18 protein-coding genes are annotated in these 24,567 nt (G+C 58.4%); 9 read left to right on the top strand and 9 right to left on the bottom strand.

Annotated features, from left to right (window positions below):
• Window positions 1-128 precede the first annotated feature (128 nt).
• Entirely contained in the window at window positions 129-1,091 is a 963-nt protein-coding gene (locus RBB76_RS25385; RefSeq protein ID WP_429633954.1) for a class I SAM-dependent methyltransferase, read from the top strand.
• 104 nt (window positions 1,092-1,195) lie between these two features.
• On the opposite strand, the gene RBB76_RS25390 is transcribed toward RBB76_RS25385, so the two are convergent.
• Window positions 1,196-1,744, bottom strand: coding sequence for a TetR/AcrR family transcriptional regulator (locus RBB76_RS25390; protein ID WP_429633956.1), 549 nt, complete (start codon window positions 1,742-1,744; stop codon window positions 1,196-1,198).
• A gap of 150 nt (window positions 1,745-1,894) precedes the next feature.
• Between RBB76_RS25390 and RBB76_RS25395 the strand changes: the two genes are divergently transcribed.
• From RBB76_RS25395 to RBB76_RS25410, 4 genes are all read left to right on the top strand, one after another.
• A complete protein-coding gene (locus tag RBB76_RS25395; protein ID WP_429633958.1) occupies window positions 1,895-2,761 on the top strand; it encodes an NmrA family NAD(P)-binding protein in 867 nt (288 codons plus the stop codon).
• Between the two features lie 266 nt (window positions 2,762-3,027).
• On the top strand, window positions 3,028-3,897 hold the full coding sequence (locus RBB76_RS25400; RefSeq protein WP_429633960.1) for a 3-keto-disaccharide hydrolase: 870 nt from the start codon (window positions 3,028-3,030) through the stop codon (window positions 3,895-3,897).
• 437 nt (window positions 3,898-4,334) lie between these two features.
• Window positions 4,335-7,028: a glycoside hydrolase family 2 TIM barrel-domain containing protein gene (locus tag RBB76_RS25405; protein ID WP_429633961.1), complete on the top strand. Its 2,694-nt coding sequence runs from the start codon at window positions 4,335-4,337 to the stop codon at window positions 7,026-7,028.
• A 459-nt stretch (window positions 7,029-7,487) separates the two neighbouring features.
• On the top strand, window positions 7,488-10,538 hold the full coding sequence (locus RBB76_RS25410) for an FG-GAP-like repeat-containing protein (protein ID WP_429633963.1): 3,051 nt from the start codon (window positions 7,488-7,490) through the stop codon (window positions 10,536-10,538).
• Window positions 10,539-11,004: 466 nt separating this feature from the next.
• Here RBB76_RS25410 and RBB76_RS25415 read toward each other — a convergent pair whose 3' ends face one another.
• From RBB76_RS25415 to RBB76_RS25435, 5 genes are all read right to left on the bottom strand, one after another.
• The gene (locus tag RBB76_RS25415) at window positions 11,005-12,036 is read right to left on the bottom strand and encodes an IS110 family transposase (RefSeq protein WP_433963464.1); all 1,032 of its coding nucleotides are present in this window, start codon (window positions 12,034-12,036) and stop codon (window positions 11,005-11,007) included.
• A gap of 181 nt (window positions 12,037-12,217) precedes the next feature.
• Window positions 12,218-13,390 carry a TIGR03118 family protein gene (locus RBB76_RS25420; RefSeq protein ID WP_429633977.1) on the bottom strand — a complete coding sequence of 391 codons (1,173 nt, stop codon included), beginning with the start codon at window positions 13,388-13,390 and terminating at the stop codon, window positions 12,218-12,220.
• A 350-nt stretch (window positions 13,391-13,740) separates the two neighbouring features.
• Entirely contained in the window at window positions 13,741-14,694 is a 954-nt protein-coding gene (locus tag RBB76_RS25425; RefSeq protein ID WP_429633979.1) for a hypothetical protein, read from the bottom strand.
• Window positions 14,695-14,788: 94 nt separating this feature from the next.
• Window positions 14,789-17,221, bottom strand: coding sequence for a TonB-dependent receptor (locus RBB76_RS25430; RefSeq protein WP_429633981.1), 2,433 nt, complete (start codon window positions 17,219-17,221; stop codon window positions 14,789-14,791).
• 68 nt (window positions 17,222-17,289) lie between these two features.
• A complete protein-coding gene (locus RBB76_RS25435; protein WP_429633983.1) occupies window positions 17,290-18,258 on the bottom strand; it encodes a quinone oxidoreductase family protein in 969 nt (322 codons plus the stop codon).
• A 198-nt stretch (window positions 18,259-18,456) separates the two neighbouring features.
• Here RBB76_RS25435 and RBB76_RS25440 point away from each other — a divergent pair, with 198 nt between their 5' ends.
• From RBB76_RS25440 to RBB76_RS25455, 4 genes are all read left to right on the top strand, one after another.
• The gene (locus tag RBB76_RS25440) at window positions 18,457-19,476 is read left to right on the top strand and encodes an ATP-grasp domain-containing protein (RefSeq protein ID WP_429633985.1); all 1,020 of its coding nucleotides are present in this window, start codon (window positions 18,457-18,459) and stop codon (window positions 19,474-19,476) included.
• A 20-nt stretch (window positions 19,477-19,496) separates the two neighbouring features.
• Window positions 19,497-20,534, top strand: coding sequence for an LLM class flavin-dependent oxidoreductase (locus tag RBB76_RS25445; RefSeq protein WP_429634235.1), 1,038 nt, complete (start codon window positions 19,497-19,499; stop codon window positions 20,532-20,534).
• A 146-nt stretch (window positions 20,535-20,680) separates the two neighbouring features.
• Entirely contained in the window at window positions 20,681-21,538 is an 858-nt protein-coding gene (gene bla / locus RBB76_RS25450; protein ID WP_429633987.1) for a subclass B3 metallo-beta-lactamase, read from the top strand.
• Between the two features lie 47 nt (window positions 21,539-21,585).
• Window positions 21,586-22,125 (top strand): hypothetical protein, encoded by a 540-nt coding sequence (locus tag RBB76_RS25455; protein WP_429633989.1) that lies wholly within the window; start codon window positions 21,586-21,588, stop codon window positions 22,123-22,125.
• A 22-nt stretch (window positions 22,126-22,147) separates the two neighbouring features.
• Here the strand turns inward: RBB76_RS25455 and RBB76_RS25460 are convergent, their stop codons facing one another.
• The 3 genes from RBB76_RS25460 to RBB76_RS25470 all read right to left on the bottom strand — a co-directional run bounded on the left by RBB76_RS25460 (window position 22,148) and on the right by RBB76_RS25470 (window position 24,436).
• Complete coding sequence (locus RBB76_RS25460; RefSeq protein ID WP_429633991.1) at window positions 22,148-23,122, bottom strand: glycosyltransferase family 2 protein; 975 nt, start codon at window positions 23,120-23,122, stop codon at window positions 22,148-22,150.
• A gap of 127 nt (window positions 23,123-23,249) precedes the next feature.
• On the bottom strand, window positions 23,250-23,585 hold the full coding sequence (locus RBB76_RS25465) for an energy transducer TonB (RefSeq protein WP_429633992.1): 336 nt from the start codon (window positions 23,583-23,585) through the stop codon (window positions 23,250-23,252).
• Between the two features lie 65 nt (window positions 23,586-23,650).
• Window positions 23,651-24,436, bottom strand: coding sequence for a DeoR/GlpR family DNA-binding transcription regulator (locus RBB76_RS25470; protein WP_353067452.1), 786 nt, complete (start codon window positions 24,434-24,436; stop codon window positions 23,651-23,653).
• Window positions 24,437-24,567 lie beyond the last annotated feature (131 nt).

Raw genomic sequence — 24,567 nt, forward strand, 5'->3', positions numbered from 1 at the left:
CTGGGGTGAAATCGGACGAAGATTTGACGATTGTCTGACGACGGTGTGACACGACCAGGGTCGGGGGAGTGATAGTTTTCTCTTGTTCCCATAATCGCAGGGAAGGCTTGTCGGAAATGCCACAGGAGATGCCAGTCAGAACGTTGTTGAAGGCGACTCTACCGGAGAGTTTGTATGGAGGGCTTCGTTCCGTTAAGAATTCTCCGGCACGTGCCTTTCAGTGGACGATGGACCGGTGCGGATTTGTGGTGGCGCGGAAGAGCGACTACTACTCCCCGCTGCCGTCGCGCGAGGCACTGAAGTCTACGAAGAGACGGTGGAGCGGGCCGAGTTCTCTGCTGGGTGTGGAATACGACCTGGAAAAGATGAAGACGAAGCTGGCGGATCTGCTGGGCCGTTATCTCGGCGAATTCTCCGAGATATTTACCTCGTATGAAGAGGCGCTGGATCTTGGGTTCGGGCCTGGGTATCCGAGGTTCGATGCGGAGGTGCTGTATGCGATGCTGCGGGCGAGGAAGCCTGCGCAGTATGTCGAGGTTGGTTCGGGGCTGTCGACCTACTATGCGAGCCTTGCAGCGATGAAGAACGCGCGTGAGGGCTATCCGATGAAGATTACCTGCATCGAGCCTCATCCGTTTGCCGCTTTGAAGACGCTCCCCGGGATTAGCGTTCTCCGGCAGGAGGTACAGGATGTGGGGTTGGAGGTGTTTACTTCGCTGGGTAAGGACGATGTGCTGTTTATCGACTCAAGCCACATTGTCCGGGTGGATGGGGATGTGCCGTTTCTATTTCTTGAGGTGCTGCCGGCTTTGCAGTCGGGCCCGCTGATTCATATTCACGACATTCCGTTTCCGTATCACGGTCCTTACCCTGCGGAGTACTGGGTCTACGAGAGTGTCTGGCCGATGTGGTGGAACGAGTCGATGCTGCTGCATGCGCTGCTTTGCGGGAACAGCCAGTTTTCGGTGGCGCTGTCGACACCGTTGATCCGGCATCATGATGAGGCGTTTCTGCGGACGGTTGCGCCGGGGTATCGGGGGATCGACGAGGAGCCGAATACGTTTTCTTCGATCTGGATTGAGCGGGTTTAGCGGTGGGTCTTTGCGCAGACCCTGGCTCGTCCCTTGGAACTTCCGATCTGCCAACCATCCTGAAATAACTGCCTATCTCCTGGCCTCGGCAACGACTGTCCACCCTATCCGACGAGTACAGGAGTGAGGTAGCGCAGGATCGCGCTGCGCATAGCCCGCTGCAGGCGCAGACGGGCGTGGGGAGAGGAGATCGTCAACTCGTCGAGGATGCCGCGGAAGATCATGAGCGCTACTTGCCCGTGATGAACCGCTTCCGAGCGCGACAGACTCGGCCGTTCCTTTCGAAGACGGAGCGCGATAAATTCGACGAAGACCTGCCCCAGGATTTTCTTGTCTTCGCGCGCGGAGGGTGTGAGCGGTGCGTCGACCACGAGAGTGTGAAACTCGGGATGCTTCTGGTTATAGCCCATGCATAGATCGATCAGCTCGGTCACAGCCGTAGTGAAGTCCAGTTTGCCTTCCGGATCAATCGCTTGTTCCGCTTCGGCCATTTCGCGAGCGTACATGGAGGCGAGGGCGCTCGCGATTGCTTCCTTGTTGGGGAAGAACTGATAAAGCGTTGCGGGAGACACCCCTGCTTCCAAAGCAATCGCATTCGTGGTGGTTTCGTGATACCCAATACGCCCGAAGACCGTGGCCGCTGCGCGAAGCAAGTCTCGTAATCGCTGTTCTCCCCGCGCATTGCGCTTCCGCTTTGGATCGAAGACCGTCACTCAATGATTTTTGCAGAAACATTAAAACAAGTAAATACTTGCATCTTTCAGATAAATACAAGTATCTACTTGTATAGGAGGTGAGCAACTATGTTCACAGTAATGGGAATAACCGGTAGGGTAGGCGGAACAGTAGCGGAAAACCTGCTCGCGGCAGGCAAAAAGGTTCGCGGAGTCGTCCGCAATCCGGAAAAAGCAAAAGGTTGGGCCGATCGAGGTGTCGAACTGGTAACGTCGGCGTATGACGACGCTCAGGGACTCTCGAGAGCATTTACGGAATCCGAGGGAGTCTTCGCGATGATCCCACCGGACTTCGCACCCGCACCTGATCTGCCGGACCAGAAGCGCGGTATCGCAGCCATGCGTGAAGCTTTGGATCAGTCAAAGCCAGGAAAGGCAGTCTTCCTTTCTTCCATCGGTGCAGAACAAACGAGTGGACTCGGACTGATCACATCGACACATCTGATGGAGGAGGCCACACGCACCCTTTCGATTCCCGTGGCGTATCTTCGGGCGGGCAGCTTCATGGAGAACTGGTTGGGGATGTCGGACAGCATCCGCAATTCTGGCGAAATGCCCTTCTTCTATGCACCACTCGATCGTAAGTTCCCTTTGGTCGCGACTCGTGACATCGGTCTGGCCGGCGCTCAGGTACTGCAGCAGAGCTGGACTGGAGAACGCGTGCTCGAAGTCGACGGGCCGAAAGGCGGAACGAACCTGTACGAAGTCGCAACCGCGTTCGGCAAGGCACTGGGTCGTGATGTGAAGGCTGTGCCGCTCCCCGAGCAGGCGTGGCAAAGCGTTCTGGAGGCGATGGGCACTCCGGCAGATCGGACTGGTTTATATATCGAGATGGTCAAGGGCTTCAACTCAGGGTGGATTCACTTTGGCAATCCTGGAACTGAAAAGTTTCACGGATCCACAACCATCGAGGAGTTCTCGCGCGGAGTCGAATAAAGAAGGTTGGAATTTGGTGGCGCCCAGGTTGGGCAGGTTATCGAACATGGGCGCCACTGTGGATCGGTTGGTCCTGGGAAGTCGGATTCTGGTCAGTGAGACATGGTTCCCGCAAAACGGGATTATCGGAAACTTCGATCCTGACGAGTCAATCTAGACCACCTATAAGTGCTAGCGCACCTTAGTATGGAATAGATCGCTGGCGAGAGGCTCGACGCCCCAGACGAACCTAACGGCTGTGACTACTTTTGAATTGAGGAAACTGCATGATCAACCGCCGACACGTATTGAAGGGGATGGGTACGCTTGCGCTGGGTCCCACGCTGCTGCCTCTTACAACTCTTGCACAGGCTGCACCGCCCAAGCTGACGCTGCCTCCGCCGGGGGCCAACGGATGGATCTCGCTAATCAATGATCGCGATCTGACTGGCTGGTATTCCATGCTTCAGAAGAGCGGCAAGGGCGTGGCGGAGAAGAAGCGCATTCTCACCGTGGAGAACGAGATGCTCCACATCATGGGCGCTGATGTGGACGACACCCAGTACGAGGCGGGCTACCTGGCGACGCACCAGGAATTTGAAAATGTGCGCATTCGCCTGGAGTACAAGTGGGGCGTCAAACAGTTTGCACCCCGCACGATCAGCAAGCGCGACAACGGGCTGCTCTACGGGTTGGTGGGTGAAGACAAGGTATGGCCGCGCTGCGTGGAATGCCAGATTGAAGAAGGCGATGTTGGCGACTTCTTTCTGGTGGACGGTGTTCGTGGCGTGCAGTCTCCGCATGACGCTGGACTCTTCGGCCAGGGCTTAAGTCCGGCCCATGGCTGGCCTGCGCCTGATAGCGATGCCGCCAACGCCGCCGGCAAGCCCAGCACGGAAGAGCCGAGCACAGGCCGCAAGATCAAAGACGGAAACTTCGAGAAGCTGGACGATTGGAATACGGTCGAGGTGCTCTGGCAGGGCGACCGCGCTGCGCATATCATCAATGGCCGCTGCGTCAATACCATTACAAGGCTGCAGCAACCGGACCCAGCCAATCCCGGCGGCTTCGTGCCGTTAACGCGTGGCAAGATCGCTCTCGAGATTGAGTACGCCGAGATCTGGTTCCGCAGGCTCGAGGTCAAGGCCATCGGTTGATCCTCACAACCTGAAGCAGTTGAGATGTTGGAGAGGAGCAATCGTCCGGCTACCCGACCACCAGGGCACCCGATCAGTTTCGAACTTGCCGCAAACCTGACTCATCAGGATGGAACGACTGTGCCAGCGCGATAGAAGGCACGGAGAGGACGCCCAGCTTCACAAAATCACGTCGTTTCAAGGTGCCCTCCTAAGAGTCTTCGACTTTGATATGAAGCGGACTCTAGCATCCAACGGGCGTTTGCACCAAGAACGCGCTTCCCGATGCAGTACTTCCGAGATGCCGACCTATGATGGCTTGAACTCGTTAGGAAGAAGTCCCTCGACTTCTCCTCTTCGGCGCCGCTTCACTTCGCCCGAGTGACAGCATCTGATGCCCTCTTTATAATTCCTCGGTTACCGAACATGGAAATAAATAGGGATTGCAGGAGCTGCCTTTGAACCGCACACATTGCCTGCTGATGCTTTGCCTCCTGCCTCTCACCCTGCAGACTCAGGGACAGAGGTCGTCGACGAGCGAAACGCACCGTTCGACGGCTGTCGATCCTCGCTCCCAGATGACATTTCGCGGTGGCTGGCGCTTCAAAATGGGTCAGGACTCTGCGACAGAGCTGCAGGCTGAACCGGATGGGACATGGACCACCGTGAGCGTGCCCCACACCTGGAATCGGGTTGGATATTACAAAGATGCACCCGCAACCCACATCAATACCGCCGACAACGTCGTAACCACGCAGGGGGTCGGTTGGTACAAGCTCGTCTTTACGCCTCCGGCGAACGTAGACGGCATGGAAAGCTTTCTGCAGTTCGACGCAGCAAGCCGTATTGCAACCGTCTGGTTAAACGGAACCTTGCTGGGCACCCATCGCGGAGGTTTTTCGCGCTTTCGCCTGGATTGCACCGCCGCACTGAAGCCGGGCCAGGAGAACAGGCTCACCGTGAAGGTGGACAACACGAAGCCCGCGCTGGGAAGCTCGACCGCGGACGTGTTGCCGCTGACCGGGGACTTCTTCGTCTACGGTGGTTTGTATCGTCCGGTAAGCCTTGTCTTCACGAAGAAGGCGCACCTTGATCTCATGGACTATGGCTCTGCGGGAGTCTACGCAGAGACGACGTCGATAGCAGCCGGCAGTGCGCAGATGCAAGTGCGCGCACGAATGCGCAACGACAGTCAGCAGAGTGAAGCTCTTGTGCTCCGAACCACGCTCGTTGACGCGCAGGACAAGATTGCGGGACAGGAAGAGCAGACGGTCACGTTGGCGCCAGCGAGTGTGGAAGAGCGCACCGCGAATGTGATTGTGCCACATCCGCATCTCTGGCAAGGAGTGGAGGATCCTTACCTGTATCACGTGGTGGTGGAACTCTCCAACAAGTCCTCGCAAGTGGTGGATCGTGTTTCTGTACCGTTTGGCATTCGGCAGGTTCGTTTCGACGCAGATCAGGGGCTGCTTCTCAACGGCAAGCACGTGGCGGTGCACGGGGTCGGCTACCACCAGGATCGTGAAGGCAAGGGCTGGGCGCGGGAACCGGAGGACGTCGCCGCGGACGAGGCGACCATGCGTGAGATGGGCGTGACAGGCATACGCCTGACTCACTACCAGCATGGCCAGCCGATTCACGATCTGGCGGATCGCGACGGACTTGTGGTTTGGGACGAAATCCCGCTGGTGAGCCAGTGGACCCTAGGCGAGAGCCTGCAGCCGACGGAAGCGCTTCGTGAGAACGCCCGGCAGCAACTGCGGGAGCTGATCGCGCAGGACTTCAATCATCCCTCGGTGATCACCTGGTCTATCGGCAATGAGATCGATTTCGGAAACAGCATACCCGCATTTGTCGGGAACAAGAGCGGCGTTGTCCCAGATCCGCTGCCATTGTTGAGAGAGTTGAATCAACTGGCGCACGAGTTGGACCCGAGCAGGCCCACAACATTGGCGACTTGCTGCGAGGGAATACGCTACGCACCCGACACTGTGGTGCCCATCACGGCCTCGGTCACCGACTTGTCCGGTGCGAATCGCTACTTCGGCTGGTATTACGGGACGCCCTCTGACTTGGGTCCTCATCTTGACGCCCTGCACGACACGCGGCCGGCACAGCCCATGGCGGTCACGGAATACGGCGCTGGCGGCGCTATCTCGCTGCACTCTGACAATGCACTGGGCGGCCCGGAGTCTCGCAACCGGCCCCAGGCCGAAGAATACGAGTCCTACCTTCACGAACAGAACTGGTCTACGCTGCGAAGCAAGCCGTATCTTTGGGCAACGTTTCTCTGGAACTCCTTCGACTTCGGAAGCACGACGCGCAGCGAAGGCAATGCCCAGGACATCAACACAAAGGGCATCGTCACCTTCGACCACAAGTATCGGAAGGACCCTTACTTCTTTTACAAAGCCAACTGGACGGCTACGCCGACGGTGCACATCAACTCCAGCCTGTACACCGAGCGAGCCTACCGAACAGCAGACGTTCGCGTGTACAGCAACGCGCCGAAGACTTCGCTGGATGTGAATGGAAAGCGGATAGGAGTGCTCGAACGCTGCCCGGATCGCATCTGTGTCTGGAGTGGTATCGTTCTCAGTCCCGGCGCGAACAACATCGTGGCGACTGGCTCCTTTCCCAGCGGAGAGGTAGCGGACAAGGTTCAGTGGCATCTTTCCGCCGCGGCCGCGAAGGGAACCTATATCGATTGCGGCGCGTTGGTTGCTGGCGCCAGCCCGGACAAACGTTTTGGATCGGATACGTTCTTCGAGGGCGGAACGGCGCAGGTCATCACCGGCCCTGGATCTGGGTTCAGAGCTCCGCCACCGGCCTCGATTGCCGGGACCAGTATCCCCGAGGTGGCCGCCACATACCGCACGGGAACCTTCAGCTATCGTGTTCCGGTGGATGAAGGCCCGCATACTGTCGTCTTCACCTTTGTTGAGCCGTCGCTTCATCCAGGCGAACGTATCTTCGACGTTTTCGCGAACGGGCAGAAAGTTCTGACCAATCTGGATGTGGCAGAAGCTGCTGGAGGCGCTCTGACCGCGGTCCAACGGAAGGTCGAAGTGAATGCCAAGGAAAGCCTCGTCACTCTTGAGTTCAAACCCACCAAAGGAGACGCCATTATTTCCGCGATAGAGGTGCAATAGCGTCGCGCGTGGGATCACGTCCAACTCACTCGGCTATTCTCTGGGGTCGTAACTGAGTGCAAATCGCGGAGGCACTCTTCGAGGATATGCTGAACTAGAAATGGGCGTTGGCCTGATGTCGTTAGGGGAGATCCAATTTCACACGCTCTAGCCCCTCCGGCCGATCGAGCAATTTATAGAACAGACGGTATCGCTGCGTTCGGCCGTTTTCGCGCACCGGGCTGGCTCCCTCTGATGTGCCCCTATCACCGATTGAGGCTTTAAGAACCGAATAGATTTTGGCCTCCCTAAGATCAGAGCCTCAATTCGCTTCGAGCTGGAACACAAAGACCGTTCTCAGGGGCTACGAATCGGCATCCACCCAGCAGCGCGGGAACCAATGCTGTGTGGGAATAAATCCGCACATGCTCAGTTAAATCTCGTAGAAGGACACCCTGCTTCAACCGGGAGCTTGATGGTATGAGCATTCTACGAACGATTGCGGGGCTGCGTCCGCCGGCCCGGCCCAATTCATCTTGTTGCGCACTCGCGATTGCCTGCCTGGCTTGGTGTGGAGGTTCCCAGCCGGCTTGGGCTTCCCAGGCCACTCAAACAGCTCTCTCCGTTACCTCAGGTGGAAATGCAGTATCCTCCGTGACCGGCGGAACCGTGGTCACCTTGACCGCCACGGTCCAGGCGGGCAGCGCGGCGCTCACGCTTGGACAGGTGAACTTCTGCGATGCCACTGCGGCCTCCTGCACGGACATCCATCTGGTGGGCACAGCGCAATTGACCAGCGCAGGAACCGCGGTGTTGCGCTTCCGTCCAGGTCCTGGAAGCCATAGCTACAAGGCTGAATTCCTCGGCACCTCAAACGGCGCAGCGAGTGCCTCGGCCGCCATCGCGTTGACCGTAGGTCCGCGCCCCGCAGGCCCGCAGCCAACGTACACAACCGCCTCAATCTCCGGCCCGGTCGCGTCGCCGACGGCCGACACCTATGCGTTGACGGCAAATGTCGGCACGAAGGGACCCACTCCGCCATCTGGTACGGTCTCGTTCTCTGCAACAAGTTCCAGTTTCGCCAACCAATCCTTCATGGCGGGAACCGCGACACTGGGACCGTCTACCGGAGGAACCAGTTTTATGGCTGTGGCAGTGCCGGAACCGTCTGGCGAAGCCGATGCTATTCCACTGATTGCCGTCGCCGATTTCAACGGCGATGGCATTCCCGACATCGCCTTCTCCCCACGCGGAGGCATCGCCGTGTCCTTGGGCAACGGCGATGGAACGTTTGCTAAGCCAGTGTTCGCTACCGTAGACCAAGATGATGGGATCAATGCCATCGCCGTCGGCGACCTCAATGGCGACGGCAATACCGATCTCATGGTTGACGATGAAGACACGGGAATGCTGACTGTATTACTCGGGAAAGGCGATGGTACATTCACCGTGGGGCAGTCCATGGTGTACAGCACATTTTCCATAGCCATCGCAGACTTCAACGGCGACGGCAAGCTCGACGCGGCGCTGTCAGGGAGCGTTGAGACAACCATCCTGCTGGGCAATGGCGACGGTACATTCACAGAGGCCCCCAATCCTCCGCAGATGGACTCATCCCAACTTGTCGCTGCGGACTTCAACGGCGATGGCAAAATCGATCTGGCTATAGCTGGCTTCAGCAACACCACCTTTGCTAACACGCCTATCACCATCCTGCAGGGCAATGGAGACGGCACATTCACGGCCGCGCCCAGCCAACCGCAGTCTGTTGCATCCCAGCTTGTCGTTGCGGATTTCAATGGTGATGGCAAGATTGATCTGGCCGCCCTCGGTAATCCCACCACCATCCTGCTGGGAAACGGAGATGGCACATTCACAGCATCATCGACTCTCGCGGTGAACCCAGACTGTAGTGCGATCGCGGTGGGCGACTTCAACGGCGACGGCAAAGGCGATTTAGCAGTCGCCAATTATTCAATGAGCACTGCAAGTTCCGCTGTATCAACTTTTCTGGGTGCTGGCGATGGCACATTCGCAGATAGCTTAAATGTCGCGTCAGCTCCATTGAGAATCGGAAGTTTGGCGGCGGCGGACTTCACCGGGAATGGCTCCTCGGACCTTGCCGGAATTGACTATGTGTTCCTTGGAAATCTTTCCATCACAACGGCAACGGTCAACTACGTCCTACCCGCTGGCAACGACGTCATCCAGGCCAATTATGCTGGCGACGCAAATAATGCTCCCTCCAGTTCCACAAATGAGCCGGCAGTTTATGTGCCCCCTCCTCCCGTTCTGTTGTCCAGCAGCCCCAGCGTGGTGGGTCCTGGGGGCTCCACGAGGGGGAGCTTCTCGGTAACCAGCACAAGCTTCACCGGTACCCTGAACCTGAGTTGCTCGATATCATCTGCGCAGACTCAGGCGAATCCCCCGGCATGTTCCGTGCAAACGACCGTCTTATTTTTCTCGCCGGGTGGTTCGGTCGTCCTGGGCTACTCCGTAACCACTCAGGCGAATACGCCCTCTGGTCAATACACCATCACCATCACTGCCAGCGACAGCGCTGGCGCCACCGCACCAGTCTCTACCTCCACCACCGTCTTGGAGACAAATCAGAACTATCAGCTGACCAATACTGGAGTTACCATCGCATCGTCTGGCGCCAGCGGGAGTTCGACCATCACGATTACTCCGTCCGCCGGCTATACAGGACAGGTAACGATGAGTTGTGTGGTGACCAATCAAAATGGGGGCTTCCTCATTGGGCCCCCCTGCGCGATTCCATCGCCGATCTCCGTCACAGGTTCGCCGGTGACTACAACGCTCACTCTGAATACACAGTCGATAACCTCCCCGGGCACCTATACCGTCGCGGTTACCGGAGCTTCCACAACCAGTCTCAGCGCAACCACAAGCTTCACCTTCGTTGTACCGGTGGCTTCGCCGAGTTTCGCTCTCAGCGGCACAGCAGTCACCATCGCGACGTCAGGGCCAAGCGCCACATCGACTATCACCATCACTCCGTCCGCCGGCTTCAACGGTACGGTAGCTCTAAGCTGCGCTGTCACGGGCGTCCCCAAGGGGGGAGCCGATGTACCTACGTGCTCGGTTACAACTCCTCCGGCGATCACGGGCACCACAGCGGTCACCGCGACGCTCACCGTAAGCACCACGGCTGCATCGACCGCTGCCAATAGCTATCCAGCGATCCGCAACCAATTTCCGTCCCGCGATGTTGCAATGGGGAGTTCCGCCGTTGCTCTGGCGTCTCTGCTGTGGTTTGGCTTTCCCGTCCGGCGGCGAAACAAGCTGTCACTGCTTGGTCTGCTGCTGGTGAGCATCTTGCTTGGCGCAACGATAGGTTGCGGCGGCACCAGCGCCAACGCGCCAGCCCCACCCGCCAATCCAGCCCCACCCGCCAATCCAGCCCCACCCGCCGATCCTGGCACCACGCCGGGCGCCTATACCGTCTCGGTCACAGGTTCCAGTGGTGCGATCACGGCCACAACCACCGTTACCGTGACGGTAAACTGAGCGTGATCGTTCGAGGAGTTGCCTTTGAAAGCAGAACCGTAGGACGGAGATTGATAGGTCCTCCGCAAATGTGCCTCGCTACGGAACGCATGGTTTGCACAGTATCGATTCTCGACGAGTGCTAAATCGCTGAGTCACTTATCCACCGCGGTTAGTACCGGCAATGTATGGTCCGCCGCGTGACTGCAAGGATTAGTTTGGTCGAGAAGACAAGTCTGCGGCAATGTATTCGGCCTTTGATGGAGCCGCGTGCTCCTGGCCAGGATGAGTTCCGCTGCGCATCTGTCCTTACAAGTCGGTCGGTCGTTGAGGACCCTTATCGGGATCAGGTTGCAGATGCGCCGTTGTGACTGTTCTTTCGTCTTTGCTGTTCCTGTGCAGACCTTGGTGGGAAAGTCGTCGTCGTAGAGCGGGAAAGTGGGAGCGTGAAGCGCTTCCAAGCCGCAGGCGTCTTTTCCGCTCTATCTCATGCCGCTGTTGCGCTCGCCGCGGGCCTGTAGTCTTCGCCGGTGGAGAGCACAGCCCAGGCGATGCGGGCGAGCTTATTCGCCATAGCGACCACCAGCACGTTGCGCGGCGCTCTGGCTTCCAGTGCGTTCATCCAGGCTCCAATCGTGAAGCGATCTCGTTTTATGCGCATGGCCGCGGCTCGTGCGCCGTGGATCAGTACCTTACGCAGGTAGATGTTGCCGCGCTTGCTGATGCCCAGCAGCTTGGCCTTACCGCCCGTAGAGTACTGTCGCGGAACGAGGCCGAGCCACGCTGCGAAGTCTCGTCCCTTGCGGAACGCTGCGCCGTTGCCGATGGCGGCAACGATGGCCGTCGCGACGATAGGTCCGATGCCTGGGATCTGGCGGATGCGGCAGCAACCCGCATCGCTGGCGGCGATCTGTTCGAGTCTGTCGGTCAGCTCGTCGATCTGCTGTTCGACGGTCTTCCACTCGTCCCACAGCATACCTATCAGGTTGCGCATCATCGGCGTCAACGCGTTCTCTGCGTTCTCGAGAACATCTGCCATGGCTGCCTTTAGCTTCGCCGGCTTCTGCGCAAACACCATGCCACGTTCCAGCAGGAATGCCCGTATCTGGTTGATGACCGCCGTGCGCCGCGAGACGAGCCGGTCTCGAACCCGGTGGATCGCTTGCAGGTCCAGCTGGTCGTCCGTCTTGATCGGGACGAAGCGCATGTTCTTGCGCTCGACCGCTTCGGCGATAGCCTCTGCGTCGACGTAGTCGTTCTTGTTGGACTTCACAAACGGCTTCACGAACTGAGCTGCGATCAGCCGCACGTCATGGCCTTGCTGCCGCAACGCTCGCCCGAGAAAATGCGCTCCGGAGCAGGCTTCCAATCCGATCAGCGAGGTCTGCATGTTCGCCGTGAACGCCAGCAGCTGCTTCTGTGAGAACTTCTTCTTCACCAGTACCTTGCCCGATGTTCCCAGCGCAACAAGGTGAAATGTCGTCTTGCCCAGGTCGATGCCTACCGAACGAATCTGCATGTCGATGATCCTCCTCTGAAACCGCTGCTAATATCCTCCGCCTCAGCGGGGGGTGACAGCGGCGGACCATCTCATTAGTCGGCTTCTCGTCAGCGATCTTTAAAGACTTTTCGTTGGGAGTTGCGGCAACGGGTGGCTGCGTGAACTTGCGCGTCACCCGCTGCAGGGTTTCAGGCCGTGCTTACTGGCTGTTGCCTTCGGTCAGCTGGTCCGCGAAGGGTTTGAGGTAACCGAAGAGACCGCCGGTTCCCTGATTGGTGCCAGCGGTGAAGTAGATTTCAGCGCCAGGGGCGCCGGCTGCGTCGTAGCTACCGGGAGCGACGCTGTTTGCGGGGCTGAGGGACCACAGGCCGTTGATGGCGAGCACTGTGCCAACGGAGTTCCTGAGCTGACCCTCGAACTGACCGGTTACGAGGTCATAGATTGCGATGGTTCCGCTGTTTTCGGTTGTGCCCCCGCCCGCAAATTGCCCGATGAGAAGCTTATGGCTGGAGAGGCCGAAGTCCTGCGGTGCGAGTGCGACGCCCCATGGAGCGTTGAGCCAATCTCCGTGCTCGAGACGCAGGAGCAGGACGCCGGTGGAGCTGTAGACATCGACGTATCCGAGGCCGGGTCCATCGGTCTCACGAGGCTGACCTGGGGGGATGAGGGCGTAGGTGACGACGACATCATTGCCTACGGTCTGGACGTTGAAGGGATTGTAGTTTGGGGGGAGCTGGGTGTCGACGAAGGCGGGCGTCGCTCCTTTTTCGCGGGACAAGGTCACAGGGGCGAAGTTGTTGTCATAGACATCAACCCGGCCCTTTGAGGAGTTGGCGGCGTAGAGGAAGGGCTTGCCGCCTACGAACGCACTGGTGAGGCCAGTGTAGACAGAGCCGTCGGTGGTCTTAACGGCAACGACAGCGTTCGTGGAAGGAGGCGCGGCACCGGGAGCGACGGCGACCGCAGGGTTCCAGGCGGAGATTGTTCCGTCAAGGGTAGTGAAGAGGAAGACGGCTGGTTTGCCGGCGATCAGAAAGTCGGTTTGAGCGCCGTTGAAGATGGTTCCGGTGGGAGTGCCGGTGGGAAAGGTTTTGCTGTTGGGATCGGCCTTGGGGATGGTGACGATGAGAGACTGTTTCACGCCGGCTCCGTTGTAGAGCGTGGCGAGTCCGGAACCGTTGTCGGAGACCCACCAAGCGCTGCTGCTGCTGCGGGAGAGTCCCCATGAGTTGATGAGGGTGGGATCGGTGACGGGTGCGATACCCGCGACGTTGGAGACCAAGTTGACTTGTGAGTAGTTTTGACCGAAGGCTGCTGTCGCGAACGACAGGGCCAATGAGATGCGAGTGGCAGTGTGAATAAAGTTCTTCATCCGACTTCTCCTGATGCGGTAAGTCCCTGCGATTGGTTACGTCCCGGAGCGACGCGCTGCTCCGGCAGACGCGGATCGTGCTGCATGCGGGGAGATATGCAGTGTTCATCCATATCGGGAAGAACACGCTCGCTTTGCGGATATTCCCGATGTGAGTTTGAAGGTAGAGTTCGCAGGGAGTTCCGGTGTCGCAAAAATGTCAGAGACTCGTCATGTCTCGGCACTAATTTGCGAATCGAATTTAGTTGCACAGAAGTGTGTTGCAGGGAGAAGAATTTCTTGTCGAGAGTTAAAGAGAAGACGGCTGCTTCTCTTCAGGCAGCCGCCGTCGGTGGTGAGATGGTTGAGGTTCAGTTCGAGACGATGGTTCCTGGACGTACTTGAGTTGGGGCACGAAGCTTGGTCTTCGGCAGATCGGTTGAGGTTTTTAAACTGACGAGTTTCTTGTTGGAGTCTGCAGAGAAGGTTGCGACGTAGGTGTTGGCGATGTCGTTCTGAAACTGTTTGAGGTATGGCGCCATGGAGACTGGGTTTTGGCCGGTGCTTTGGTAGAGGGAGAGGCCGCCGGTTCCGTCTGCTAGCTCAGTGAGGTAGTTTTGTCCGCTGAAGCTGCCGCGGCCACGACCGAATCCGGCGTCGTTGAAGAAGATGGAGTAGACAGGGACGCCGGCGCGCTGGGCGTCGTTGATGGTGTTGTCGACGTAGGGGCTGTTCTGATTGAGCGGGCTGGTGCTGCCGTTGTAGGGGTCGACGCCGTTGGTGATCATGAGGACGAAGCGTGGTTTGTGTACGGGGCCTTCGCTGCGTTGAACGGGGCTGACCTCATTCTCAGCGCGACCGGGCCAGTTCTTTACGAACTCGGAGAGGCAGAAGTAGGGGCTGGCGCTTGAGCCGGGAATGCCGCTGGGAATGCGGATTCCCTGGGCTACTGCGGCGAGGTTGGAGGTGAAGCCTGAAGCGCCGGTGCCGGGGAAGACTGTGCCGTTTTGCATGTAACCGACGTAGACCTCGGTGCCTGCGGGAAGACCGGTGATGAAGGCGCGCAGATTGTTCATTTCGCGGGCGACACTGGTGCGTAGGCCGTCATCGATCAAGAGTGCGACTTGTGCACCGCCGGGCGGAATGGCGGTGAGATTGGCGAGTTGGGTGGCGCGGTTGTCGACCTTGATGGTGAGGTTGTTTGCGGTGGGGCTAACGGGATTTTTCGAGTCGAATGCGACGAGAGCCTGGGTGGCAGTGAGGCCCTCCTGGGCGTTTGCTGCGGTTGCTGCGAGGAGAGTAAGTGTAAGGAGATATCGGGTCATTTTTGTTTCCCTTCGATGATATAGACGGTGCAGCGGGGCTCCGTGATTCAGAGAGCGCAAGAACATACAAGATAGAAACACCGAAGAGACAAACTTAGTTGCCACCACCGATGCGGATCTTCATTCCGGCGCGGATGGTGAAGGGCAGGCCGGGGTAGCCGATGGGGCCGATGTGCTGCTGGCTGAGTAGATTGTCGAGTTGCGTGAAGGCGGTGACATGGCGGGTGGCGTAGTAAAGGATGTTGAGGTCGAGCTTGGCGTAGCCGAAGTCGAGATCGCGGTTGGGGAGCAGGAGCGTGTTGCCGCCGTTGCGATCGTTGTGGAGCTGGAAGGTGGAGTCGTCGCTGCGGCTGGCGAACGCGCCGCTGATGGCGGCGGAGACTTTTTTTGATGTGTACTGGACGGCGAAGTAGCCTGTGTCTGGGGGCAGGCGGAAGGGACGGTTGCCGACGATGGGAGACAGAGCTCCGATGGGAATGCCGGGGAGTTCGGGGTTGAAGGCGGGAGTGACGTTGTCGGAGGTGAAGGACTGCTCGACCTGGGAGTTGAGGTAGGTGTAACCGCCGCGGAGGAAGAGCCGAGCGAGTGGCTGGTATTGCAGCTCGGCTTCATAGCCTCGGGCGATGTAGGCGAGGGAGTTCAGCGAGGCGCTGGGTATTTGGAGAGCGATGTTGGCGGGGATGCCGAAGAATTCTTCGAGGCCATTGGGTGCGAGGCGTTCGATCTGATGGCTGAACTGGTTGTGAAAGTAGTCGGCTTTGAGGATGAGCTTCTGACCGACGATGCTTTGGTCGAGGCCAATGTCGAAGGTGCGGGAGCGCTCGGCGGAGATTGGGCGGATGTTATAGGTAGTGATTGCGGATTCGTTTCCGGTCTCGTCGAGGAGCGTGGATAGGCTGGTGAATTGATCTTCGAGGGTGGGTTCCTGAACACCGGTTGCGCCGTTGGCTCGGAGGACGGTGCCGCGAAAGAAGTCGCCGCCTTGAGGGGCCAACACGTAGGTGAGGCCGAAACGCGGTGTGCCTTCTGTGCCGTAGAGGTGATTGCGCTCGATGGCTCCGCCGAAGGAGTAGAAGACCCGGTGGTTGAAGTCGCCGTGGAGTTGAAAGGTGTACTGATAGTTGACGCGGTCGGCCTGTTGGTTGAAGCCTGAAGTGGGATTGTAGAGGCGGCCACGCTCGTCTTCGTAGTGGAAGCCGAAGAGGGTGCCGATGCGGAAGGGAAAGATGTAGTCGGTCTGGTAGTAGAAGTCGTCGCGGTTGTGGACGTTGTCGAGGGTGGGGGAGATAAAGGCCGCCTGGCCGGTGGCGGTGTAGCCGTTGGCACCGCGGAGGGTGACGATATCGCCGTAGTTGATTGTGGGTTCGGCGACTCCGTTGATGACGACGGTGGATTGATCGAACTGCTGCTCTTGTTCGCGCTTGCGAGCGATGCCGTAACGGGCGAGGTTGTGCCAGTTCCCTCCCAGAACATTTTCGATGGTGAGGCCGGAGTAGAGATCCTGGTCGGCTTTTTTGCCGGAGGCGGAGAAGCCGTAAATGTCGTGCGCCTGGGGGAGACCGACGGCGGAGTCGGCGTTGTGAATGGTGAAGCGGGCCGAGGTGTTGGAGAGGATGTTGTAGCCGATGTTGGCGGCGCTGGTGATGAGATGGTATTGATCGAGCGGGAGAGCGTTGGAGGTGTTGAAACGGCTGAAGGCGGCCTGGTAGTCGAGCCTGCTAAAGGCGCCGGAGAGGATGGCTTCGTTGCGGTAGGTGCGGAAGTTTCCGGCGTCGCCGGTGTAGTTGAGGGTGGGGCTGAGGAAGTTGCTGCGCGTCGTGGCGAGGTTGACGACGGAGGCTTCGGCGCCGGTGCCATAGAAGGCGCTGTTGGCTCCGCGATAGATCTCCGGACCGTTGAGGGAGGTGGTGGAGACGGTGCTGAAGTCGAAGTTGCCGCCTATGTCGGTGGCGGGGATGGTGTCGATGAGGATCTTGTTGGCGTCGGCGGGACCACCACGTACGTAGAGGGTGATGGGACCGCCAGCTTGCCCTATCTGGACGGCGTTGGTGCCGGGAACCTGACGGAAGCCGTTGAGAAGATTGACTTCGGTATCGAGATCTTTTTGCGGCATGAGGGTGATGGCTGCGGGGACCCGCTCGATGGGCGTGGAGACGCCGTTGGCTGTGACGGCGAGTTGCGGAGTGACCTTGGAGTACTCCATGACAATGCCGCGGGTGACGACAGAGGTGCGGCCACCGTAGAAGGCGTCGCTGATGCTGGGTGTGAACGGCGCTTCCGCGGAGAGAAGGACGAAGCGGCCGGAGAGGGAGCTACGGATCTCGTAGGTGCCATCCATGAGCGACATGGTGAAGGCGATGACGCGCTGTCCCTGAACGAGTTGGATACGAGCGTTGCCGAGAGGTGCTCCGAGTGGCGTGGTGACGGTGCCTCGGACGACTACAGCGTGGGCAGGTAAGGCGATGAGAACGGCGGCGATGAGGGCGAGAAGTTGTTTGATCGAGCCGCGAGACGCCAGAAGAAGCATGTTTCGATTGTAAGTTGCTGGTGAGAACTCATCTGAGGGGAAGAAGGCATTGCTACACGAGTGGACGTCTATGGGATGAGGAGGATTTTGCCCGTGGTTCGGCGGGACTCGAGGTCGCGATGGGCCTGGGCGGCGTCGGCGAGTGGGTAGACGTGTTCGACGCGGAGTCTTAGGGAGCCGTTTGCGACTGCATCGAAGACATCTTTGGCGCGGATTTCGAGATCGGCGCGGGTGGCGATGTAGTCCTTGAGGGTGGGCCGGGTGATGAAAAGGGAGCCCATCGTGGAGAGACGGATGAGATCGAAGGGTGGGACGGCTCCGCTGGATCCTCCGAAGAGAACCATGACGCCACGGGGACGGAGGCATTGGAGGGATTGTTCGAAGGTGGTTTTGCCGACGGAGTCGTAGACGACGGGAAGGCCTTTGTTGCCGGTTAGGGATTTGACTTTTGCGGCGAAGTCTTCCTGAGTGTAGAAGATGATCTCGTCGGCCCCGGCTGCGCGGGCGAGTGTGGCCTTTTCTTCGGTGGAGACGGTGGTGATAACGCGGGCGCCTAAGGCCTTCGCCAGTTGAATGAAGAGGAGACCAGTACCGCCTGCGCCAGCGTGGATGAGGACCTCATCGCCGGATTGAACTGGATAGGCCGCTCGAAGGAGATAGTCGGCGGTCATGCCCTGGAGGATCGCGGCGGCGGCTTGCTGGGTAGTGACGCCATCGGGGATGGCTACGAGACGGGCTGCAGGAGCTACGGCCAACTGGGCGTAGGTGCCGGGGATGAGGCACCAGGCTACGCGATCGCCGGGTTTGAAGGTGGTGACGTCGGACGCGACAGAGACGATGGTGCCGGCGGCTTCCTGGCCGAGGGTGTAGGGGAGTTTCGCGGGGTAGCGGCCTTCCCGGAAGTAGGTGTCGATGAAGTTGACGCCGGAAGCTTCAATGCGGATGAGGGCTTCGCCAGGGCCTGGGGTCGGCGTTGGGAGGTCGGTGAAGGTGAGGACGTCGGCGGAGCCGGTGGTGAGGATCTGGATGGCTTGCATAGCTGGTTCAGGGTACAACATGGCGCGAGATTGGCTGGAAGTTTTCAGACTCCCCTCGTTTTGGAGCGAGCGGACGGCTTTGTTGATCTAAACTTGAGATATCAGATTCGAGCCGCCGGGTACGCCTGTCGTCAGTGCCGTTGTAACCGAGTGGTGAGTTTCGAGTCGAACCCTTTGTAGAGGATGTGAAAGAAGATTATGTCCAGCCGTCAGTTCTTGCCGATCGCGATTTATTATGAGCAGCCAATCTGGTTCAAGCTTTTGTTTGAGGAGCTGGATCGTCGTGGTGCGAACTATGTGAAGCTGAGTGCGGTGGAACATAGTTATGGGCCGGAGGATCACCCGGAGGAGAAATACGCGGTAGTGCTGAACAAGATGAGCCCTTCGGCGTGGAATCGTGGGCATGGGGATCAGATCTTTTACACGCTCGGGTATTTGGAGCATCTGGAGAGGCGCGGCGTTCGCGTCGTGAATGGGGTGAAGGCTTTTCGGAGCGAGCTGTCGAAGGCGGCGCAGCTTTCGATGCTGGAGGCGCTGGGGCTGGGGTATCCGAAGGCGCGAGTGATTCATCGGGCTTCGCAGGCGAGTGCAGCGGCGGAGGGTTTGCGCTTCCCTGTTGTGGTGAAGCCGAATATTGGCGGCAGTGGAAGCGGCGTGGTGAAGTTTCAGACGAAGGAGCATCTGGCGGAGGCTTCGGCTACCGAAAACGGACTGATGCTGGGGATGGATTCGACGGGGCTGGTGCAGGAGTTTGTTCCGGCGCGTGGGTCGTACATCGTTCGCGTTGAAGTTCTGAACGGAAAGTTTTTGTACGCGATTAAGATACATATTACGGGCGAGACATTTGATCTTTGCCCGGCCGATATCTGCAAGACGCCGCTGGGGGTCGAGTTGGATCGTGCGGCTTGCCCGATCGATGCGGCTAAGGATGGGCTGGCGGTGGAGGCATTCGATGCTCCGCCTGACGTGATTGCGGAGGTGGAACGACTGATGGCTGAGGCGGGAATTGAATTGGGCGGCGTGGAGTTTATGATCGATGATCGTGACGGCGTGAGGGTGTACTACGACATCAATGCGCTCTCGAACTTTGTTGCGGATGGGCCGAAGGTGGTGGGGTTTGATCCGTTTGTGAAGCTGGCGGATTGGCTGGAGGCTGAGGCGAAGATCGTCAATGAGCGTCGGGCCGGGGTGCAGGAGTTTGTCGAGGTGGGGCGGTGAGTCAAAAGGCAAAGGCAGGGATGCGATACGGTTTCTGGTTGCCGGTGTTTGGGGGTTGGCTGCGCAACGTTCACGACGAGAAGATGGTTGCGAGCTGGGAGTATGTGCGCGACCTGGCGAAGAAGGCCGAGACGATTGGCTACGATCTGACGTTGATTGCGGAATTGAATTTGAACGACATCAAGGGTGTGGATGCTCCTTCGCTCGATGCGTGGTCGACTACGGCGGCGTTGGCTGCGGTGACGGAGAGGCTGGAGTTGATGGTTGCGGTGAGGCCGACGTTTCATAATCCGGCGCTGCTGGCGAAGCAGGCGTCTACGGTCGATCAGATGTCGCATGGGCGGCTGACGCTGAATGTGGTCTCGAGCTGGTGGAAGGATGAGGCGACCAAGTACGGTGTTCACTTCGATGAGCACGATGACCGCTATGCGAGGACGTCGGAGTGGCTCGATGTTGTCGATGGGTGTTGGAAGACGCAGGGATTTTCTTATAAGGGCACGTACTACGACGTGCGTGAGAACGTGCTCTCGCCCAAGCCGGTGAGCAAGCCGCGGCCTACGCTGTATGCGGGGGGCGAGTCGGAGACGGCGAAGAACCTGATCGCCGCGAAGTGCGATGCTTACCTGATGCATGGCGATGTGCCCGAGGCCGTGGGGAAGAAGATCGCCGATATGCGTGAGCGGCGGGAGAAGCTGGGGTTGGGGCCGATGACGTTTGGTGTGGCCGGGTATGCGATTGTGCGGGACTCGGAGGCTGAGGCGCTGCGCGAGGTGGAACGGATTACGGATGTGAAGCAGTCGGCGCGTGGATATGCGAACTATGAGCAGTGGGTGACGGGTTCGAATCTGCAGACAGAGATTTCGCTTAAGGACTATTCGGTGTCGAATCGCGGGCTTCGGTGCGGGTTTGTGGGGACGCCGGAGCAGGTGTCGGAGCGGATGGAAGAGTTTGCCGCGGTTGGAGTGGATCTGGTGTTGCTGCAATCTAGTCCGCAGGCAGAGGAGATGGAGCGGTTTGGGGCGCAGGTGATCCGCAATACTGCTGGAGCGACGGCTTAGTTTTTATTGTTTGGTTTGCATGTTGACGAGCGTTCGTCTTCCGGCGGACGCTCTTTTTTTTGCGTGAAACGGGACGTACCGGAAAGGTTAATTCTTCGCGAGGGCGGCGGGTGGCAGGTCGTTGCGGGGGAAGGTTATGCTTTGCTATGCTGCTTCGCTCCCTCTTGCTGACCTTTGTATTTGTATGCGGTCTTTTTGGGCAGGATCCCCCTGATTGGACCGCTCCCCATGAGCCTTTTCGTATCGTCGGCGATGTGTATTACGTGGGAGGGATAGACCTGGCGTCTTATCTGATTACGACACCGCAGGGACACATTCTGATCAATAGCGATGTGCCGAAAGATATTCCGCAGATCAAGAAGAGTGTCGAAGCGCTGGGGTTCAAGTTCAGCGATGTGAAGATTTTGCTGATTAGCCATGCGCACCGGGATCACTGCGGCGGAAGCAAGCTGCTGAAAGAGTTGACGGGCGCGAAGTATATGGTGATGGATCGCGATGTGCCGGTGGTGGAGTCCGGTGGGAAGGCGGATTTTCAGTATGGCAAAAGATCGGAGAACTGGTATCCCGTTGCGAAGGTCGATCGCGTGCTGCACGATGGAGATGAGGTTCGGCTTGGGGATGTTGTGCTGGTCGCGCACCTGACGCCGGGGCATACCAAGGGGTGCACTACCTGGACCATGAAGGTGCGGGAGGCGGGTAAGGTTTATAACGTTGTAATCGTTGGGGGCCCGAATGTGAATCCGGGATACAAGCTGGTGAAGGGCTCTGTTTATCCGACAATGGCGCAGGACTACGAGTTGACGTTTCGGACGTTGAAGTCTTTGCCGTGCGATGTGTTTCTGGGAGCGCATGCGGGCTTTTTTGATATGGATGAGAAGTTCGCGCGGATGAAGGCAGGCGATGCGAATGCGTTTGTCGATCCTGCGGGGTACAAAGCTTATGTTTCGGATCGGGAGCAGGCATTTCGGATGGCGTTAGCCAAGCAGTCGGGCAGCGGGAGATGAACGTATCGTTGAAGCGGAAAGTGAGTGAAAGGGCGGAGCGTCGGAGAGTGGGCGCAATAGTGCGGGCGGGGAGAATCGTCGGGATTCTGCTGCTGATGGCCGGTTGTCACTCGGACGAGCGAAATAATTCCCTTCTCGAGCGTCTTTCGAGCACGGCACCGCCGAAGGCTACCAGCCTTGGGCCAAATCATCTGGCAGCTGACGGCTTGGCATCGATCATGAGCGCGTGTGAGAAACAATCCTTTGAGAACGCGCGGACCGGCTTAATCGTGAGTCAGACGGGGTTGCATGAAGACGTCTTCGCGATGCGAAGCCGAACGTACTCCTCCGTCGCGTTCAGCCTGGACGATGCACTGAAACTTGAAGATGTGCTGCGTAATAAGTTGAAAGAGGACAAGCAACCGGGGGAGCAGAGGGAGTGCGCTCAGCAGTTTGAAGGGTATCTGGAGACTTTGACAGATCCATTGGTGGAGCAGGACAAGCTGGCCAAGGATCTGGACGCTTCTGCGTTCAAGGATTCGAACAAAGAGGCGCAGGAAGAGCTACGAAGAGAAAAAGAGACGCAGGCGCTAGCCCCAAAAAAATAGTGCAGGGCTAGCGGCTACTCGGTTATTGGATGAGGCTCTCTTCGGAGCGCAGGCGAAGGATGCGGTCTACTGCGTAGGGTGCGCGGTGGGCGGCTGTGTGAAAGTGCCGTACCTGGAGCTCGCCGAGGAGACCGATACCCATCATCTGGATTCCGGCGAGAATGAGGACGCCGGCAATGACGAAGAGCGGGCCGTGGAGGCTCATAATGTGCTGGCCGGTAACGACTTTGAGGATCAGAAGCCAGGCCGACATACCGAAACCGGCTACCATGCCGAAGGCTCCGATGGTGCCGAAGAAGTGGAGCGGCCGCGTCATGTAGCGCAGCAGGAAGCGAATGGTCAACAGATCGAAGAAGACGCGGAAGGTGCGGGAGATACCGTAGTGGCTCTCGCCAAACTCGCGGGCAGGATTGGAGATGGGAATCTCGCAGATGCTGGCTCCGTACCAGGAGGCTAGGGCGGGGATGAAACGATGCATCTCGCCGTACAGGGGGATATTCTGGATGACTTCGCGGCGATAGGCCTTGAAGGTGGTGCCGAAGTCGTGGATGTCGACGCCACTGAGAGCGGCCATGAGCCAGTTCGCGGCGCGTGAGGGGATGCGGCGCATGATGAAGTTGTCGCCACGCTGGGAGCGCCATCCGCTGACAACGTCATAGCCTTCTTCAAGTTTGGCGAGAAAGCCGGGGATTTCGTCGGGGTCGTGCTGGAGGTCGCCGTCCATGGCGAGGATGAAATCACCCTGGGCATGGTCGAAGCCGGCGGCGAGGGCAGAGGTTTGACCGAAGTTGCGGCGGAGTTTGATGACGAGGACGCGGCTATCTACGGCAGCTATCTCTTCGAGCAACCGATAGGTGCGGTCGCGAGAGCCGTCGTCGACGAAGACCAGCTCGAAGGTCTCGTTGACGTGCTCCATGACGGCCTTGAGGCGGTCATAAAGTGTGGTTACATTCTCTTCTTCGTTATGGAAGGGTACAACGATCGAATATTTCGGCACTTTTCAATGATACTCCTCTGTTTGTCCTACTTAGATGATGACAAGAGGACAAAGAGATCGGAATTCTTCGGCATTTCCGGCAGGCGTATTGCGGCGCAGAAGCTATGCTACCGCTTTTTTTCAAGTCCTAGAAGCTGAATCTTAAGACGTAATCCATATTTTGAGGTTTGCCCAAGTAGGAACCTGCGACGAACTCGGCCTGTTGGGCAGCCGCGCTGGCCGCCTCAGCCAGGACGGGGTCGCCGAGTTCGACTCTTATCTCGCCAACTTTGCCATCGGGAAGTACGTCGACGATGAGACGGACCTGGCCGTGCGTTCTGTGGCAGGACTTCCCTGACCTGCAGTCTGGATTCGGGATACTGATCAGCCTGGGCGGTACGACCGAAGGCATGCTTTGAGCCTGCAGCGTAACCGACACGGGTGCCGCGAGAAAGACCACGAGAGGAGCCCAGGCTGAACGCATGGCTCATCGTCTCACGAGTTGGCCTGCGCGGAACGTAGATTTTCGCTTCTGTGGGCTGACTCGCGCTAGACGATGATCATCCTGACCTGCTTTCGCTGAAATTCTTCGACCAGCTTTGGATCGACGCTGTCGTCTGTAATGATGGTATGTAAATCGGTGGTGGCGCAGACCTTGGTCGAGGTGAAGATGCCGAGTTTGCTTGCATCGGCAACCGCAATCACCTGTCTGGCGTGCTTCACCATCTCGCCGAGAATCAAGGCCTCCTCGGATTCAATGACGGTGAGGCCGTGCTCGGGATGGATACCACATGCTCCCATGAAGACTTTGTCGAAGAAGAGACGCTGCAGCGAGTCGAACGCCGTTGCACCCACCATGGAAAAGGCGCCTGGCCAGCGGATGGAGCCTCCGGTAAGGGTGACGCGTGCGTTCGGGAGGCTGGAGAACTCCATTCCAATATTGACCGCATTTGTCACGATGTGGATGCCCTCGCGATGCCGGAGGCTGCGGGCCACCTGCGTGGTGGTGGTGCCGGGTGAGAGCGCGATGGTGTCGCCCTCGTTGACCATCTCGGCCGCAGCGATGGCGATGCGCCGTTTTTCGTTCGAGAAGCGCTCTTCGCGCAGGGGAAAGGCGGCGTCAAAGCGGAATGGCTCGTAGGTCATCTTGCCGGCCAGTTCGACGCTGCCGTGGGTGCGGTTTACCAGACCACGCTGTGCGAGTTTGATCAGGTCGCGCCGAACGCTGGCCGGAGAGGCGTCAATCGTGGTCGCCAGATCTTCAACGCAGCTCTGGCCTTTCTGGAGGAGGAGATGAAGTATCTGGTTTGCGCGATCCTGGGTTTTCTGGGCCATGTCGTGTCCATTCTAATCACTCACAAATCTGCAAATAGTTGATTATGTGGCAGACGAGCGGTTCCATTTTGAGTATTTGAACTATTTTTCTTCAGAATTATGAAAGCAATGTTGACAAATGTTTACATAGA

Source organism: Tunturiibacter psychrotolerans, assembly GCF_051013365.1.
Classification (GTDB): domain Bacteria; phylum Acidobacteriota; class Terriglobia; order Terriglobales; family Acidobacteriaceae; genus Edaphobacter; species Edaphobacter psychrotolerans_A.

Coding starts and splice junctions, on each gene's coding strand:
- RBB76_RS25415 (WP_433963464.1), bottom strand. CDS start 12,036: ATGCAGATTCGTTCGGTAGGCATCGACCTGGGCAAGACGACATTTCAC.
- RBB76_RS25440 (WP_429633985.1), top strand. CDS start 18,457: ATGTCCAGCCGTCAGTTCTTGCCGATCGCGATTTATTATGAGCAGCCA.
- RBB76_RS25385 (WP_429633954.1), top strand. CDS start 129: ATGCCAGTCAGAACGTTGTTGAAGGCGACTCTACCGGAGAGTTTGTAT.
- RBB76_RS25465 (WP_429633992.1), bottom strand. CDS start 23,585: ATGCGTTCAGCCTGGGCTCCTCTCGTGGTCTTTCTCGCGGCACCCGTG.
- RBB76_RS25420 (WP_429633977.1), bottom strand. CDS start 13,390: ATGAAGAACTTTATTCACACTGCCACTCGCATCTCATTGGCCCTGTCG.
- bla (WP_429633987.1), top strand. CDS start 20,681: ATGCTGCTTCGCTCCCTCTTGCTGACCTTTGTATTTGTATGCGGTCTT.
- RBB76_RS25445 (WP_429634235.1), top strand. CDS start 19,497: ATGCGATACGGTTTCTGGTTGCCGGTGTTTGGGGGTTGGCTGCGCAAC.
- RBB76_RS25435 (WP_429633983.1), bottom strand. CDS start 18,258: ATGCAAGCCATCCAGATCCTCACCACCGGCTCCGCCGACGTCCTCACC.
- RBB76_RS25470 (WP_353067452.1), bottom strand. CDS start 24,436: ATGGCCCAGAAAACCCAGGATCGCGCAAACCAGATACTTCATCTCCTC.
- RBB76_RS25430 (WP_429633981.1), bottom strand. CDS start 17,221: ATGCTTCTTCTGGCGTCTCGCGGCTCGATCAAACAACTTCTCGCCCTC.
- RBB76_RS25410 (WP_429633963.1), top strand. CDS start 7,488: ATGAGCATTCTACGAACGATTGCGGGGCTGCGTCCGCCGGCCCGGCCC.
- RBB76_RS25400 (WP_429633960.1), top strand. CDS start 3,028: ATGATCAACCGCCGACACGTATTGAAGGGGATGGGTACGCTTGCGCTG.
- RBB76_RS25395 (WP_429633958.1), top strand. CDS start 1,895: ATGTTCACAGTAATGGGAATAACCGGTAGGGTAGGCGGAACAGTAGCG.
- RBB76_RS25425 (WP_429633979.1), bottom strand. CDS start 14,694: ATGACCCGATATCTCCTTACACTTACTCTCCTCGCAGCAACCGCAGCA.